This is a genomic window from Rhodococcus sp. 008 (assembly GCF_001682295.1).
GTDB lineage: Bacteria > Actinomycetota > Actinomycetes > Mycobacteriales > Mycobacteriaceae > Rhodococcus_F > Rhodococcus_F qingshengii.
In genome coordinates, this window is record NZ_CP012749.1 from 87,834 (window position 1) to 104,595 (window position 16,762).

Consider the following 16,762-nt stretch of genomic DNA (forward strand, 5'->3'; position numbering starts at 1 on the left):
GCCATTTCGGACACGACGTCGGCTCACCGAAGGTGCAAAGTAGCGGTAGACGGGCGGACTCCCTACCGGAAGGCACTCCCCTTCGAAGTCAGTGCCTTCACCCGCTCGACGGTCCAGACCGCCAGCACATCGACCTTCCGTTTACGGCCGGTCTCCTTGTGCGTGTCGATCTCCTGCTCCGCGATGATGTCCTTGATCCCGTCGGCATCGAGGGCCGAAAGACGCTCCAACAGAACCTCTTCCCCATCGGCTTTGAAGACCTCGAACGGATCGAAAGCACCGGGCTCCCGCTTCACCCTCGGAGCCGCAGCACGACGGCGCGGCGCCGGCACTGGGGCAGCTACCACAGCGACTGCTCCATCGGACGGAACTGCAAAAGCGTTTTCGATTGCCTTCGCGAACCGCGGGGTACGGGCAGCTTCCTCCGCGACGACCTGAACCAGCTTGGCCAGCAACACCGATGCTGAGGCGTTGGTCGCTCCCAACTTCAGGAGCGCGGCACCGGTCTCCTGCACCTGCACGCGACGACGCGCCTCATCGATACCCGCACTCATAGCTTCGCCTGCGCTTCCGTGAGAATGTTCTGCGTAATTGCACGCATCTGATCGAACTGACCTGCATTGCCGTACTTCACCTTCAAAGTGCTGTACGGGTGAAACTCCGCCGACGCGGCAATCTGATTCGACTCCGCGAGATACTCCGGCAATACGTGAGGGACGTTGGGATCGCGTCGAAGATTTCGCACAGTCGTGCGGTGCACCGCCGAGTTGGACTTGTACTTGGTGATCACCAACCCGAGTTCGAAGAGTTCACGGCCGAGTTCTTTGCCGAACTTCGCGATGTGCGTCTGGATCTGCGGAATGCCGTACGTGGAGAGCACATCCGGGATCGTGGGGATCACGTAGCCGTCAGCCATGGCCAATCCGTTGAGTGTGATCGGCCCGAGATTCGGCGGGCAATCGATCAGAACGTAGTCGTAGTACGGCATCACCGGGGCGACGGCATCCCTCAACAATTCAACCGGCTTGGTGGAGTTCCGATCAGCAACCCGAAGGGCGCTGATCTCCTCCTGCAGCTCGATCAAATCGAGAGATGAGGGAAGCAGATCCACACCCGTCACTCGCTTGACCGGCGAGACTCCGCGCTGAATCGAAGATTCGAGATCGAAGTTCGACGTGCCATCGACAGCGTCACGGAAAATGGTTGCGCTGGTCAGCCCTTGCTTGTTGAGTTCGAGCCAGTGATCCTCACTGATCATCATCGTCGTCAGATTGATCTGCGCATCGAGGTCGATCAGCAGCACGCGCTGACCGAATTCGAGCGACATGAATTCGGCCAACCCCGCGGTGATCGTCGTCTTACCGACGCCGCCCTTGAGGTTGATCGTCGCAATCGTCTTAGCCATCAGAACCCATTCCTGTCTCCCACCACAACACACCTAGTTCGCATCGACGATCGCCCCTGTACCTGACTGCTTCACCCGAAAACCGATTCGCCCCAACGGCTCCGCCGCGTGCGGAAGCGCGTACGAGAACAACGTCGCAAAATCGCGCGAGTCCACGGGACCAGCCTGTGCCCGTTTCAACTGACGAGGAGCCGGATCGTTCGCCAATACCAGAATCAATGCACCGCGAGTCTTCCGATGAAGAGCACCCGCAAGCGGTCCGCCGTTCTTCTTCGGGCTGCCCGCAATGTGCTCGATCGCATCGCGCTCACGAACTGCCGTACCGGTGAAACCTGTTCGGTACTCGCGTTCCTGACGCTTGCGATTGACGATCGGAAGTTTCTCGTGCCAACCCTTGATCTCGATCGGCTCCCGGGTCTTTGGATACGGCAGCAGAACTGCGAAGTCTTCGAGCAATCCGGATTCGATTGCGGTCGAAAGCGCTTCGCGGTGGGGACCGAAATCCCACCCGTTCGCCCACTCGAACTGGTCGACGGCCTCCAACACCACATGGGCAGGGACAATGCCGTATCGCGCAGTGAACGATCGCGAAACATCATCCTTGTCAACGAAATTGAAGGACCCTGTTTCGTCCAACGACTTCAATAATGGTGCAACCGCGTCGAAGTGCCGACCGTTGATCGAACCGTCGCCTCGCGGGGGCTGCATCGTGAAGCTGAAACTTTCACCACCCATGCCTCGATAAACCAGATCGGCGTTGAACATCTTGTTTCGAGCCGTTGGCCTGAGCCACGGCAGCTGCTGAAACACCATCGGCGGCACATCGCGTGGAGTGACCCACGGTTCGCCCTTCTCGTTCACGCCGCTGAACCTGGTGAGCTCGTTCCGGAACTCCTGCTCGTCCCGAACGATCGCCTCGAACGCCTTGTACATGTCGTAGTCCGCGCCGGCGGGTCCGCCAACCGTGCGGCCGATGAACAGGCGCACCAAGTCTCGGTACCCGGGGCGGAATCCGAACCAGCGTCCCATCTGCATCAACGTGTCAGCTTGGCCCGTGCGACGCGTGTAATAAGTGATGGTCAGGCCCTCGACTGTGAAGCCGCGACTCAGCTTTGTTCCGCCGACAAGGATCTTCCATACTCCCCGTTCCTGGAAGTCGAGGGAATCCTGTTTGTAGTCCTTCTCGGCCGCCCCGTTGACCACGATGACGGGGCTGGTTCCCTCGGAAATCTTGTCGTAGGCGGCGCCGATGAACTCCTCCAGCTCACCGAACGAGCTGGGATTAGCCAACTCGCTACCACGCACAGCACTCACCACAGCAAAGTCCCCGGCCCAGAGCTTTTCCAGCCTCGAGAGACTCTTAGCCTGGCTGTATCCGGCCGACTTCCACAAGGCCTTGAAATCATTGGCCACAGCGTCGTGCTCGGCCTGCTTCACCGATTCGTGCACCAACATCGTGTGGTGCCGATACGGCTTGGCGCCCTTCGATTCCCGGAAAAGCTTGATCGCCCCGGTCAGGACAAACGAGTCGAGAGCTCGCAATTGTTCGGCAGAACGATCCTCGTCGCACTCGGCCCGGAGATCCCGTACGTACGCTTTCTGGTTCGAATTAGCCGGAGTCTTGTCGTCGTCCTCGAGATCGTCGAGATCGTGGAAGTCCGCACCACCCATGTACGGGCCGGGCCGCTCGAGACTGACGATGAAGTCCGAAGGAAAGACGTTGACGCTGTCTTCCGGATCGACAAACACATTGGCAAAAGGTGTTGCGGTGTAACCGATGTACTGGGCACGCTCGAGTAGACCGAGGATCTCAGCAATCTGACCGTTGATCGCCGTCCGCTCGATCTGCTCGGTTTTCATCTTCTTCGGATCGATCGTGTTCACCGATGCCTGATCGGCTTCGTCGTCGATGATCAGGGCAGGGATCTGATCGAGCTCGGTCGGGACTTTCTTCACATCGGCCACCAGCTTCTTGAGGCTGGAGACGTTCTTCTTCACGACCGCGATACGAATATTGCTCGGGTACAGATTCTTCGGATCATTGAGTGGAAGAGAGTGATCCACGGTTTCGAAGTGCAGTGCGCTCAAGCCCGCGAGCAGACTCTTGTAGTCAAAGGTCGAGGTGGTGAGCCGACGGATAGCCGGGATTTCATTCGTCTTGTTCGGATCGATTTCGTGTTCGAGAAAGTTCCCGTGCCGCCAGTCCTCGTCGTTGGCGTAGTCGTCGTCCACGCCGGCACTGATGTTTTGACGACCGACCAATTCCATGTCGAGGCGTCGCTGAGTCTGGCTCCGGAGAATCTCGATCGTGCCGGTCAGAACGATGACCAAGCGGTATCCAGCGTCGATCGCCTTGGCCACCACGCCACTGAAATTCGCCGTCTTCCCGCTCTGGACGTAGCCGACCACCAAACCTTTGGACTGATACGGCTCCGGCCTGGTTGGGTCGGCGAGTCGATGCACAACCTCGGTCGTTGCGATGTCCAGCTTTCCGATTGTCGCTTCGTCCCAGTTCTTGTCGGCTAAAACTCGCTTGTAAGCGCGCCAATAGAAGTCGTGCTCGCGCCGGCGCTCGGAGGTGTACCAGGGGTCCCACGGCTGCTGAGCAGCAATGACAACGGGCCCACCTTCGCGAGGAAAGCGCGCATCCATCTCGGCGTGCGCGTCTACCGGCAGTCCCAACAGGTCGTAGATCCGAGCTCGCCGTTCCGGGCTCTGCGGGGTAGTCGAACCTACCCATGTCTCAACACTTTCCGCATCCCACTGCCGCAGACGCGAGGTGAGCGCCGTTCGTACACCGACCGCACTGTCGTCGAGGAACACATCGATGATGTCCGCGATGGTCAGGCCGTCCGGATAGCTCGCTCGCAGGCGCGCGTTGACCGGGTACAGCACGTTCTCGGGCGGAAACCCGTCACCGAGTTCACGTGCAACCGCACGGAATACTTCATCACTCACTGCACTACCTGCTCCCGGTGCGCTACCACTGCGGAAATCAACACTTCCTGCCACGCCTGCATCTTTTCCCTCTGACGAGCGCCGATTCTGGTTCCTTCGAACATCTCACTCACCAGCAGGAAGACAAGAGTCTTGAGCACCGGAGCATCAGCCGGGTCGAGACTGCGACGTCCGAGCAGATCACGCCGAAAACGCGCATTGATCCACAGAGTTCGAGTTTTGAGGTCGACTTCGAAGAACTGATCGCGCGCCAAGGCTCGCCAACTCACGGCGACCGGATCATCGCCAACGCTGAATTCGAAGGCATCGCTGAAGGAATCGAGCACGTCTTCCGGAAAGCCGGATGCCGGTTCGATGACGCTGATCGGCCGAGGTGCAGAACTACGAGCCGCGCGCACCACGCGCTCGGCGTCGGTTAGATACGAGCGGAATCCACCGTCGCCGTCGGTGAAGACGGCCCCGTCGACGGCAGCCGACGCAGTGGCGTCGAGCGTCACCCCCGATTTCTCGGGATTGATGGTGATGTGCTGCAGCAGAGATTCGTTCAGGTCGACACCAATTCGTGCCAATCCGTAGTCCGGTCGGCCCCGCACTATCGCGTTCCAGCCGCCGATCTGCAGGAGTCGATCGTGCCGATAGAAGTAGAGCCCCTGCTGGTCACGACCAGGAGCGCCGTGGATGCGAAATTCCGGTGCATTGCTCCGGGCGGGCCACAGGTGAGCTTCGGCGGTTACTGTGGCACCGGCGATCGACACGGTAAGTGTCCGAGGGTAGTTGGGGTCGCCGGTGCGCGGATACCGGAACGGGTCGATGGCACTGACTGTGCGCAGCGCGCCGGCGCGTCCCGCTTCGACGTCGAAGACATCCACAGTCAGAGCGATCCGGCCGGATTCGATGAGACGGTGAAATACGACGCCGAGGTGACTGCGCACGTCGTTGATGGTCTGTTCGAGCCAGCTGGTCTGCTCGTCCGCGTGCGCGGACATGAGAAATGTTGTGATGCCGCGCCATTCGACAACAGTTCCGGTGTCGAAGGGAAAGCGGGGCGTGACTGCGTCGAAGAATTCTTCGGCTTGCCGGTCCTCGATCACCGAAACTGACTGACGCCCCTGCACTGAGGCCGAGTCGATCTCGCGGCCCTGCGTCGGGTGCCCGGACTTTCGAGACCACACTCGGAGCAACCGAGCCTGACTCAACGACGCCGCCTTCATCCCTACACCGAAATGACCCAGGTCCCCGGCGGCATAGTCGCGTCGGCGGCCGTAGGTCATCGCGGAATCAATGGTGCCACTGTCCATGCCGGAGCCGTTGTCGATCACCATCATCGACACGATCCGTGTGCCGTCCTGAACGAACCTGATCAGCACGTGGGAGGCCTCGGCGTCGAGGCTGTTGTCGATCAGATCGGCGAGCGCTGTCGCGATGGTGTGGTGCAAGCCGATGGCGCCGGCGAGGGACTCGTCCGCAGCAAGGATCTTGGTGCCCACTATGCGGGTGTCCGCGACGTCAGTCATGGGATGCATCCTTACCCTCTACCTCGTCGATTTCGGATGCTTCGCCGCGCCTCCATGCCGCCTCCAGGAAGTCCAGAACCACGTCTTCACCACGATCTTCGTACGCGCGCAGTATCTTTCGTGGACGGTCTTCGCCGTCCAGACACACGGCTTCGGCGAGAATCCGCACCACATGTCTCTCGGCAGTTCGCAATGGCTCGCGATTGCCAACCTCTGCGAGTGCCTGACGTAGTGGGTCGATGTCAGAGTGAACGATCGCCGGTCGGACCACGCGGAAGGTTCCGTCTTGCCACAGCTCGAGCAACACGTCTTCGCCCTCCACCGCGGAGAGTTCACGCAGGAATCGGCGGATAGTGCCGAACGTCGGCTGCGCTCCGGTCCATCGAACTGCTTGAACGCCGAGGTGACTCTCCAACTCGATGTTCGCGCCGCGCGCACAGCCGGCAGCGACCGCGACACCGGCGGGTACAGCAAACCCGGAGCCCCGCAGATGATCAGAGGTCACGGTCAGTCGATACCGCCACGTACTACCTGACCGGTACAGGCGGCGAGTCAACTCTGGCGTCTTCGCAGTGTTGCGTGTCCGCTTGCGCCGGACTATCCCGTCACCACCAATGTTGAACTCACTGGCTTCTTCAGCCTCTCCCGAAGAAACCGATTCCTCCCCAACGGAATCCGCGCTTCCCCAGGCGTGCAGCCGCCAGACTGCGCCGTCGAGCGCCACGCGATCGTCGGCCTCGAGCGCGCGCTCGATCGACCGGTCACTGCGATCGGACTTCAGCAACTCCACTAGCTCGACGACGGACTTCGGCGATCCGACGGCTTCGAGCGCGCCGACTGCCAGATCGGAGATCCGACGCGCACGCGTCAGCGCAGAATCCGCCACTACGACGACCCCGCACCACGCAAGCCACTTCTCCAGTTCGCCGCGCGACATCGACACAACTTCGGCGACGTCGTCGAGTGCAACTACACCGTTGGGGGACTCAAAGTCTTCCAGCAAGGTCTGAGTGCGTTTCTTGGCCGCCGCGACGCCCGGAGCGGCTGCCCAACCGTCAGTCACCTCGAAGTAGTCGTCGAGACGGTCCAGAACCAACCACAGCGGAACTCCGTAACCAGGCACCTCCGCCGCGATGCTCGGATGCACGTCGAGGAGGCGATCGAGCGAAGCTACCGGCTGAATCTCGACGCGCAGGCTGGCAAGCAGGTTCCCCACGGCTGTCCCGAATCCGCACGCCGCGTTGAGTTTGGCTTTCACGTCGGCCTCGATCTGCCCGACTCGCCCCGAGCCCACTCCGAGCTTGGCTCCGATCGCTCCCCTACGCTGCGGCACTCGCGCCACGATCCGCTCACGCAAGACCAACGACTCCCTCTCGTCCAACTGGGAGAAGAGATTGTCGATTTCGTCAATCGCGTCGGTACGGTCGGCGTCGGGCAGGTCGTTCGGCGTCAGAGCCGAAATCCGGGCAGCAACTTCCTGAATCGAGGCTGGAGATTCGTCGTCGATCTCGACGGTGACAAGTGGTCTGCTGTCCTGGCCTCGGACCCGTCGCCACATTGCGAGCTGAGCGAGATCGTCGAGCAGCGCCGTGATCGCGGGTGGGGCGACTGCTTCCTCAGCGGTCTCGACGCGGGCGAGCGGAGTCGTCATGACCGCACAGACCAACAGGTTGAGCACTATGTCGTGCACCGTCTGTTCGCTAGTTCCGCGCACGCCGAAGATCTCGGCGGTCGTGTGCATCAGCAGTCCGCCGATTGCTTTGTCGGTGGTGAGCCGAGACAGTGCCGTCACCGCGCGAGTATCGAGACTCAACACCTCCAGCGGAAGGTTTTCGCTGAGGAGCGGAAAGCTCTCTCGTAATACCGCTGCCGCGTGGTGAGCGATGTAGAGCGACGCCAGCTCGGAGAGAACCTTCTCGAGATCGACCTCGAGAACAGTGAACGACGGCGCTTCGCTGAACCACCAATCAGGCGACGGTGCCAGCGGCTCGAGCAGCGCAGCGCGATCGGATACGTAGTCGTCCAGCCAAGGAAACAGATCGACCCACAGCGTCTGACTCAGCTCGTTCGCGGGAAGCGAGTTCACACCCAACGTCAACGCACTACTCCCACTCACGGATACCTTCATTGCGGTCAAAACCGACCACGATGTCGGTAACAAGTTACTGCAGCTTGTGAGCGGTCGCAGCGCCGGACCTGCTTACCCGACAGTCAGACTTCTCCGCTCAGTCGACGGCGGTGAAACCCTTCGCCCGATCTTTGTCGGCCGAGGTCCACAGCGTCGTCGACAGTTCGGCCTTCACCAGCGGGATGACCTCCTCCGCAAAGCGGCGCAAAGTGTCCTTCTGCTGCTCGAAGTCGAGCACGTGATTGACCGACACCGATTGGAAATCGTGGCCATAGCTCTGGTGGTAATCAAGGATCTTCTCGGCGACTCGCTCCGAGGACCCGACCAACGCCGGCCCACGGTCGACGGCCTCCTCGATGGTCCGGAAACTCGTGGACTTTCCGACCGCTTTGGGGTCGTGCTTACGCTTGTCAGCCTGCGCAACGGCGCCCTCGTAGATCGGACGGAACTCTTCGATCGCCTGTTCGGTCGTGTCGGCGAGGAACAATCCGCCCGAACCCGATCCGACGTACGCCTTGGACGGGTCGTGCCCGTACGCCAGGTACTGCTCGCGGTAGTGGTCGATCAACACTTTGTAGTTCTCACGAGGCTGGAAGGCGTTGGCGGTGACGATGGGGTCGCCCCACTTCGCCGCGAGTTCGACGGCCTCGAACGAGGTAGCCGATCCGTGCCAGATACGGAACGGGCCGTCGAAAGGACGCGGTAACGTCGTCGCGTCCTCGAGCGAAGGCCGGTGCGTTCCCACCCACTTGACGTTTTCCTCGCTGATCAGCAGTTTGAGGAGTTCGTAGTTCTCGGTGAGGTACTCGTACTGCTTGGCGATGTCCAGACCGAGGAGCGGGTATTGAAGAACCTCGTTGCCCTTGCCGATCACGATCTCGAGGCGTCCCCGGCTCAGCTGATCGATGGTTCCGAAATCTTCGGCGACTCGGATCGGATCGAGTAGCGACAGGACCGTGACACCCGTCGAGAGCAGGATTCTGTCCGTGGCCTGCGCAATCGCCCCCAAAACGACGGTTGGCGCCGACGAAAGAACCGGCCCGGCGTGGCGCTCACCCACCGAGAACGAATCGATACCCAGTTCTTCGGCGAGAACCGCCAGTTCGACGACGCGGTTGAGCCGATCGGACGGGGCAACTTCCTCGCCGGTCACTGGATGGGGTGGGTTGAAAATGATGTCCAGAACCTGAAAACGCATGACCCGTCTTTCTCGATAACCACACAGCACGCCTGTCCCTCGGAGGCTAGTGCGCGACTGCTCGACGGATCCGCGATCCGAGGACGCGCCCAACGCAACGAATTCGCGAAACACGCTATTCAGCAGGATCTTTCGACTCAATGAGACCATTCAGTCGATAAAACTCTCACCGATCCGAAGTCGACCGAAAACATGCCGAACTCCCGCCAGGCAGGACCTGTGTCACCGACCAATCAAGCGCACGGTAAACATGAAGTACTAAGAGTGCGTTCCCTTACTCGTTAAGAGGTACTTGTTATGAATGGTGCGGCAGCCATCGGTGATGGCATATTCCAGATTCCTGTCCCGATCACGGACAACCCGCTCGGGCACACGCTCGTCTACGCCATGGAATCCCCCGGCGGACTGATCTTGGTCGACGCTGGTTGGGGTGACGACAACGGCTGGCAGGGCCTCAACGCGGGGCTCGCCGAGATCGGACATTCGGTGACCGACATCGAGGGCGTTGTGGTCACGCACTTCCATCCGGACCACACCGGACTGTGCGGACGGGTCCGCGAGGCGTCCGGCGCCTGGATCGCCATGCATGAGGACGACCACTACCTGTTCGATCAGATGTCGACTGCGCGTAACGACGAGTGGATGGCATATCAGCTCGAGAACATGGAACGCGCTGGAGCGCCGAAAGCCGACCGTGATGCATTCAAATTGACGGCCGCGGGCGAGTCTCCCGTGGGCCCCGAGTCCGCTCCCGACCGCCTTCTCGCTGACGACGAGATCATCGCACTCACCGGCCGCGGCCTCCGCGTTGTCTACACCCCCGGCCACACGCCTGGCCACGTCTGCTTCTACCTCGACGACGCCGACGTCATGTTCACCGGCGACCACGTCCTGCAGAAGACGACACCACACGTCGGCAACTTCGTGTACCCACTCGACGAACGTGACGCCCTCGCCGATTTCCTCAACTCGCTCGCACGAGTGCAGAACATGAACATCACCCGCGGTCTCGGCGCTCACGGCATTCCGATCGACGACGTCGGAGGTCGCGCCGGCGAGCTGATCGAGCACCACCAGGAACGACTCGATCACCTGCTCCAGGAGTTCGCCGACGACAAGCTCACCGTGTGGGACGTCGCGGCAAAGATGAAGTGGTACAAGCCGTGGGCCGAGATCTCCCCGATGGGAAAGACGATGGCGCTCTCCGAGGGCGCAGCTCACCTTCGCCATCTGGTTGCCCGAGAGCAGGTCTCTCAGGTTCCCGGCTCCGAGCCCGCGCTCTTCTCCCGCTCGATCTGAAAGATCAGGGTCGACAAGCACTCCGCTTGTCGGCCCTGATCTCTATTCCGCTTCGGCCTGATCGACTATTCGGGTCGACGCCGATCGCGGCACCACTACCACCGGAACCGGTGAGTACCGCACGATCTTCGCCGCCCGACTGCCGAGGAAGACCCGGGCCAGTGGACCTGCCTTGCTCGAGCCGACTGTCAGAACGTCACCTCGGTCCCACTCGACGCCCTCGAGCGCCTCGGCCCAGTTACGACCATGGCTGATAACCGATTCCATGACGTCGGGAATTTCGGGCAGTGCACGCACTCTCTCGAAGGCAGCGTTGGTCTCGCGCTCGACCACCTCGGCCCACTCGGAGATGACCGGCGAATCCCCCTCGGTCCCGAGCGTGGTCGTGTACTGCGCGTTCGCACGAACTGCAAACGCCGCCAATCTGAGTCCGGCATCGACACGCGCAGCCACGGTCGCGGCGGCGAGCACCAGATCGTCTTGATCGGGTGTGCCCGAGTATGCGGCAGTGACGCGGCGGACCACCTCACCGGGTTTGGTTCGAAATCCCCTCGGCGCCAGCGCGACCGGAACGTCGGAGCTGTGCAGCAAGCGTGAGGTGACACTGCCGAGAGCGACGTGACCGAACACCCCGGCTGTGGACGAATCCAGGACGATCATCTTGGCTTCGTGCTCGTGAACGAGATCGAGCAAGCCGCTCGACGTCGACTGAGCCTCATGCACGACATAGGTCACGTCGACGTCGGAGGGCATGTCTGCCCGCGCTTTCGCCAGCGCCGCTTCGGCTTCGGCTCGCAACTGCTGGTGGTATTCGGCGTCGACACGCGCCATTCCGGGCGGTGGCGGCGAGGGAATCACCGCGCAGATCACCAGCGGTTCACCGGACGAGCGCGCCAACAGCGTTGCAAGATGGACGGTTCCGGAACTGTCACCGTCGGGTGCGTATCCCGCGAGCAGCGTCATGACTCGGACTCCGATCCCAATTCGGCGCGGTTCTTCGCACCGAGGCGCGAGTGCTTCATACCGTAGGCGAAGTACCAGATGATCGCGACGGTCACCCAGACGAGGAACACGTAGATCGTGACGGTTCGGAGGTCCTTGATGATCCACAGGCAGCCCAGGATCGAGAGGATCGGCGTCACCGGATAGCCGGGAACTTTGAAGCTGCGCGGCAGGTCCGGGTCACTGCGCCGCAGGATGATGACCCCGACCGAAACCACGAGGAAGGCCACCAGGGTTCCGATGCTGGTCATTTCGGCGAGGAAGTTGATGGGAATGAAACCGGCCAGAATGCTGATGACGACGCAAACGATGATGGTGTTGGGCACCGGCGTCAGAGTCCGCGGGTTCACCTTGTGGAAAATCGACGGAATCATGCCGTCGCGTGACATCGCGAACAAAATACGGGTCTGACCGTAGATGACCACGAGCGTGACGCTGCAGATCGAGATCACCGCACCGGCGGCCAGAAGCGTTCCCGGCCAGGTAGATCCGGTCACCTGTTCGAGAATCGCGGACAGTCCGGCTTCCTGACCTTCGAACGATGCGGAATCCTGTGCACCGATCGCGACGGCGACAACGGCGATGTAGATCGCGGTGACGGACACGAGTGCAATGAGGATCGCAAGAGGGAGATTGCGACGTGGGTTCTTCACTTCTTCGCCGGCGGTGGACACGGCGTCGAGGCCGATGTACGAGAAGAAGATGATTCCGGCGGCGGACATGACGCCACTGAATCCGAACGGTGCGAAGTCGGCGAAGTGATTGCTGTTCCATCCGGCGATGCCGACCACGATGAAGAGCAGCAGAATTGCGAGTTTGATCGAGACCATGATGGCGTTGGCCTTGGCCGATTCACTGGCGCCGCGAATGAGCAGAACACCGCACAGGCACACCAGGATCACTGCGGGCAGATTGATGATGCCGCCCTGCTCCGGCGCTTGTGACAACGCGTCGGGAATCTGGAACCCGAAGAGGTTGCCCAGTAACTGGTTCAAGTATTGCGACCATCCGACGGACACCGCCGCGGCCGAGACTCCGTACTCGAGAAGCAGACACGCGCCGACGGCCATGGCCGGAAGCTCTCCGAGCGTCGCGTAAGCGTAGGAATACGACGAGCCCGACGCCGGGACAGCTCCGGCCAACTCCGCGTAACAAATCGCTGTGAGTCCCGCGACGACACCGGCAACAACGAAGGAGATGATCACTGCCGGACCGGCAACCGGGACCGCCTGCGAGAGGACGAAGAAAATACCGGTGCCGATCGTGGCGCCGATGCCGAACATGGACAACTGCGCCAAACCGATACTGCGGGTCAGCTCACCGCCGTTGGTATCTGCGCCGGTCTCCTGGTCTATCTGCAAAGCCGGCTTGCGCCGAAGTACGTGTTTGACGAGAGTAGCCATCGACGCTCCTCTAGAGTGCCTGGTAGGAAACTGTTGTATCCTCATACTGCACGTAAGTGTCCTGCGACACAACAGTTGGAGCAAAGTTGCCCAGCTCACGCCAACCGTCCGGTCTGGAATGCCCGGATCGTGAACCGCCTTCGGAGAAAACGGGGAGATCATGACCGGACCGACCATCACCGTCGACCTGCGTCGTATCGAACAGAATGCGCGCGTCCTCGTCGAAGCGTCCAATGCCAAGGGTATTGCGGTGGCGGGCGTCAGCAAATCTACATGTGGCTCCCCCAAAGTGGCGCGAGCAATGGTCCGCGGCGGCGTCGCACAGATCGCCGACTCCCGCCTGGACAACCTGGCCCGCATCCGCCGCGACGGCATCACCGTTCCCCTGATGCTGATCCGCGCACCGTCGTTGAACGAGATCGACGACACGATCCGCTACGCGGACATCAGCCTCAACTCGGAGTTGACGACGATTGTTGCTCTGGGCAGAGCAGCACGGGCGCGAGGAGTAATCCACGACATCGTGCTGATGATCGACCTCGGAGATCTCCGCGAAGGGATCCTGCCGGCGGAGGCGTTGGATGTAGTCGCCGAAATCCTTCCCATCGAGGGCATCAGACTGATCGGAATCGGCGCGAATCTCGCGTGCGTCGGCGGCATCCAGCCAACCGTCGACAACCTGTCGAATCTGGTCTACATTGCCGACGAAATCACGAAGCGGTTCTCGATCGAACTGCCGATCGTTTCCGGCGGCAATACGTTCTCTCTGCCACTCCTCGAGACCGGAACGATGCCCGAGGGGATCAACCATCTGCGTTTGGGTGCCAGCATCGTTCTGGCCGAATCACCGACTCCCCCAGGACTGTACGAACTGCTGAACAACGACGCCTTCACTCTCACCGCGGACATCATCGAGGCCAAGATCAAGCCGTCGCGGCCGTATGGAGTCTCAGGGGAAGACGCATTCGGCCGACGCCCTGTCTTCGACAACGAGGACAAGCCGAGCCGACGCCTGATCTTGTCCATCGGCCGCGAAGACATCTCGCCGGAAGGCTTGACCCCGATAGATCCGCGCCTGAAAGTGATCAGCGCCAGCAGCGATCACCTCCTCGTCGACGCCGGAGAAACAGGTGACGAATACCGACTGGGTGGCACGGTCGACTTCACGATCGACTACGGCGCGCTCTTGATGGCAATGACATCGCCCTACGTCGAAAAGCGATACGTTCTGGGCACCGAACCGATCGATGCCAATGCGACCGTCGAATTGATCGACCTCGAAACTACCGGCCTGGCAAGCCATCTCCTCGATCACGGTCTACGTGAGGACATGTCCGGAATCGGTTTCGACTGCATTCAAGCCGAGAATGCCGCTGCGGATCTCACAACGCTGCCGCTGTGGCTCACTGCCGAAGCCTGGCAGAACACCAGAATTCCGATCGCCACCGAACCTGGAACCGATTTGGGTGCAATCATTTTCGCTTCACACGGTGACATCGAACAATTGCTGTCGTCGGCGGCGGATCTGCACGGCCCCAGTTTGGAGAACACCGTCTTGGTGGGCGTCAAGAACGCCACGGTCGATCACAAGCGCGCACTCGACGAGTACGGGGTATTGCTGGTGACGATCGACGAGATCGATCGCCATGGCATGGCGGCCTTGATGCCTCGCGTTCTCGCCGCGGCGGGCCAGGGTGTGAACGGCGTCCACGTCCATTTCGACATGGACATCATCGACGGACGTGTTCTCGGAGTCGACGACACGACACATCTGGGCGGCCTCACGTTCCGAGAGGCCCACCTCGCCGCCGAATTCATCAGCGAGACCGGCCTGACGAGATCGATTTCGATCGGCAGCGTCGCGGCAGCGGATTCCGATCCCCTCGGACGGCAAGCGACCTTCGTCGACGGACTGGTTGCATCGCTGCTCGGGCGCAAGGTGGTCAAAGCCTGACGCTGTCGGCAGCCCTTGCGAGAATCGTCCGATGATCACGCGGAGCTCCGGTCAGCACGTATTCATCGCACTCGGCACGCCATGGATCGATGCCGTGGTCGCGTTTCTCGAACCCCGAGCCCGTGTCGATCCCTGGATCATGCACGGAAAGATGGCCATCGGTGACCTGCTGGTCACGGTTCTCGACACCACTCCTCGCACGCTGCTCTGCATCGAGACCGTGGCTGCGCCCTTCGACGGCACGTCGCCGATGGAAGTCGATGAACGCCCGTACGAACTCCACGGTTTGCCCACCGTTCCAGAACTCGAACAACGATGGTCCATCACGTTTCCCACGGATCCTGGGCCGGTCGACGACGCACTGGCCGACCGGATTCTCACGGCCGGCCAGTCACACTATGCGCACTACTTCGGCGACATCGACACGCTGGATCCGACGTCCACAGCTGCCCACGCCCGAACGTTGATGAACGAGCGGGGCAACTGCACAGGTTGCAGCTCACCGATGCCGTTGCGAAAGTTCAACAGCAGCGATCGCCTTCACTTTCATTCCGCATCACGGATCTTCAGGCAGGCTGAACCTGGTGACGACTACCCAGCCGTCCTGTGCCGCAAGTGCACCGGAAGGATGGCCACGTCCGGGCACACCAACTTCATCGACTACATGCTGGCGAAGAATCCGTCGTGCCCACTCTGCGGTGCACACAGAACCGCTCAGTGTGCACCGGGGATGCCGGTCCATCCGTTCGATCACCTACCGTGGCTCGCCGTAACTGGCTGCGTCGTGGGACCGGACACCCGGAATGGACGTGCCGAGCGTGCAGTCACTCATGGGGACAGATGTTCCCGCCGGATCACCCGCAGCACGACTGATCAGTTCGCGGCGAAGCCGGGAAGCCGATCGATGTCCGCGATGATCGAATACTCCGCGGCGTCACCCTGGAGGATTCGACTCTGCTCGCCGTGGACGTCGACGGGGACGTCGCCGGCCAATGTCACTCGGTGCACACTGCGCGCCTGAGTCCCGTAGTCGGCGATACCGTAATGCTGAGTCGCCTGGTTGTCCCAGATCGCCAGGTCGCCGGCCGACCAGTCCCATCGAACAGTGTTTTCCAACTTGATGATTCGTGCCTGCAGGATCTGGTAAAGAGCGACCGACTCCGACGGCTTGAGCCCGACGAACTCCTTGAAGAAGTGACCGAGCAGGAGGGTCTTCTCCCCCGTCGCCGGATGGATACGCACCACCGGGTGTTCGGTCTCGTAGATCTCACGGGTGAATTCGGCGTAGTAGGCCTGGCGCTGCGCGTCTACCGGGTTCGCCTGATCGACAACCTCGGCATAGTCGTAGGCATTGGTGTGAACGGCCCGCAAATTCTCGACCAAGACCTTGAGTGAAGACGGCAGTTGGTCGTACGCGGCGGTGGTCGACGCCCACGTGGTCGCTCCGCCGTACTCGGGAATGGTCGTCGCTCGCAGAATCGAGGCTTTCGGGATGCGGTCGACAAACGTCACGTCCGTGTGCCAACTGTTGGCGGCTCGGTCGAGCACCAACAGCTTGTCGCCCCTGGACTTCACCGTCGGATGCGGGGTGGTCTGGGTGCCGAGGGTTCCGGCGAATTCGTACTGCGACGTGTCGTCGAGATGATGCTGCCCACGGAAGAACACAACCTTGTGCGCTGCCAGCGCATAGTTGATCGCGTAAGCGGTCTCTTCGGACAAGTCCCCGGAGAGATGGACGCCGTCGATGCGGGCGCCGATCAGCTCGCCTACTTTGTGGACGGTGATTCCGCCGGCAGCGTAGATCTGCTCCGGGGTCTGGGTGACACGTTCGAGTTCGGTGACGGACATGGCGATCTCCTGTGAGTCGGTCAAGCCTACGGGCGCGGCAGTCGTCATGGCGC

General features: G+C 61.3%; 11 protein-coding genes. 2 read left to right on the forward strand and 9 right to left on the reverse strand.

Going from position 1 to position 16,762, the window contains the following annotated elements; translation table 11 throughout:
- Positions 1–62 precede the first annotated feature (62 nt).
- The 6 genes from AOT96_RS00415 to AOT96_RS00440 form a co-directional block, all read right to left on the reverse strand.
- On the reverse strand, positions 63–554 hold the full coding sequence (locus AOT96_RS00415; RefSeq protein WP_058037194.1) for a hypothetical protein: 492 nt from the start codon (positions 552–554) through the stop codon (positions 63–65).
- On the reverse strand, positions 551–1,405 hold the full coding sequence (locus AOT96_RS00420; protein ID WP_058037193.1) for a ParA family protein: 855 nt from the start codon (positions 1,403–1,405) through the stop codon (positions 551–553). The genes AOT96_RS00415 and AOT96_RS00420 overlap by 4 nt, the downstream gene beginning before the upstream one ends.
- 33 nt (positions 1,406–1,438) lie before the next feature.
- A complete protein-coding gene (locus AOT96_RS00425) occupies positions 1,439–4,363 on the reverse strand; it encodes a Z1 domain-containing protein (RefSeq protein WP_065351171.1) in 2,925 nt (974 codons plus the stop codon).
- Positions 4,360–5,877: an ATP-binding protein gene (locus AOT96_RS00430; protein ID WP_058037191.1), complete on the reverse strand. Its 1,518-nt coding sequence runs from the start codon at positions 5,875–5,877 to the stop codon at positions 4,360–4,362. Before AOT96_RS00430 ends, AOT96_RS00425 begins: the two co-directional genes overlap by 4 nt.
- A complete protein-coding gene (locus tag AOT96_RS00435; RefSeq protein WP_231917371.1) occupies positions 5,870–7,993 on the reverse strand; it encodes a hypothetical protein in 2,124 nt (707 codons plus the stop codon). The genes AOT96_RS00430 and AOT96_RS00435 overlap by 8 nt, the downstream gene beginning before the upstream one ends.
- 109 nt (positions 7,994–8,102) lie before the next feature.
- Complete coding sequence (locus AOT96_RS00440) at positions 8,103–9,203, reverse strand: LLM class flavin-dependent oxidoreductase (protein WP_058227726.1); 1,101 nt, start codon at positions 9,201–9,203, stop codon at positions 8,103–8,105.
- Between the two features lie 297 nt (positions 9,204–9,500).
- Here AOT96_RS00440 and AOT96_RS00445 point away from each other — a divergent pair, with 297 nt between their 5' ends.
- Entirely contained in the window at positions 9,501–10,502 is a 1,002-nt protein-coding gene (locus AOT96_RS00445; RefSeq protein WP_065351172.1) for an MBL fold metallo-hydrolase, read from the forward strand.
- 42 nt (positions 10,503–10,544) lie between these two features.
- Here the strand turns inward: AOT96_RS00445 and AOT96_RS00450 are convergent, their stop codons facing one another.
- Positions 10,545–11,465, reverse strand: coding sequence for a universal stress protein (locus AOT96_RS00450; protein ID WP_020908397.1), 921 nt, complete (start codon positions 11,463–11,465; stop codon positions 10,545–10,547).
- Positions 11,462–12,907: an amino acid permease gene (locus tag AOT96_RS00455; protein WP_007729264.1), complete on the reverse strand. Its 1,446-nt coding sequence runs from the start codon at positions 12,905–12,907 to the stop codon at positions 11,462–11,464. The genes AOT96_RS00450 and AOT96_RS00455 overlap by 4 nt, the downstream gene beginning before the upstream one ends.
- Before the next feature lie 160 nt (positions 12,908–13,067).
- On the opposite strand from AOT96_RS00455, the gene AOT96_RS00460 reads away from it, so the two are divergent.
- Positions 13,068–14,861: an alanine racemase gene (locus tag AOT96_RS00460; RefSeq protein ID WP_065351173.1), complete on the forward strand. Its 1,794-nt coding sequence runs from the start codon at positions 13,068–13,070 to the stop codon at positions 14,859–14,861.
- Between the two features lie 873 nt (positions 14,862–15,734).
- Here AOT96_RS00460 and AOT96_RS00465 read toward each other — a convergent pair.
- Entirely contained in the window at positions 15,735–16,709 is a 975-nt protein-coding gene (locus tag AOT96_RS00465) for a TauD/TfdA dioxygenase family protein (protein ID WP_065352730.1), read from the reverse strand.
- Positions 16,710–16,762: the final 53 nt, after the last annotated feature.

Coding starts and splice junctions, on each gene's coding strand:
- AOT96_RS00415 (WP_058037194.1), bottom strand. CDS start 554: ATGAGTGCGGGTATCGATGAGGCGCGTCGTCGCGTGCAGGTGCAGGAG.
- AOT96_RS00420 (WP_058037193.1), bottom strand. CDS start 1,405: ATGGCTAAGACGATTGCGACGATCAACCTCAAGGGCGGCGTCGGTAAG.
- AOT96_RS00430 (WP_058037191.1), bottom strand. CDS start 5,877: ATGACTGACGTCGCGGACACCCGCATAGTGGGCACCAAGATCCTTGCT.
- AOT96_RS00440 (WP_058227726.1), bottom strand. CDS start 9,203: ATGCGTTTTCAGGTTCTGGACATCATTTTCAACCCACCCCATCCAGTG.
- AOT96_RS00445 (WP_065351172.1), top strand. CDS start 9,501: ATGAATGGTGCGGCAGCCATCGGTGATGGCATATTCCAGATTCCTGTC.
- AOT96_RS00450 (WP_020908397.1), bottom strand. CDS start 11,465: ATGACGCTGCTCGCGGGATACGCACCCGACGGTGACAGTTCCGGAACC.
- AOT96_RS00455 (WP_007729264.1), bottom strand. CDS start 12,907: ATGGCTACTCTCGTCAAACACGTACTTCGGCGCAAGCCGGCTTTGCAG.
- AOT96_RS00460 (WP_065351173.1), top strand. CDS start 13,068: ATGACCGGACCGACCATCACCGTCGACCTGCGTCGTATCGAACAGAAT.
- AOT96_RS00465 (WP_065352730.1), bottom strand. CDS start 16,709: ATGTCCGTCACCGAACTCGAACGTGTCACCCAGACCCCGGAGCAGATC.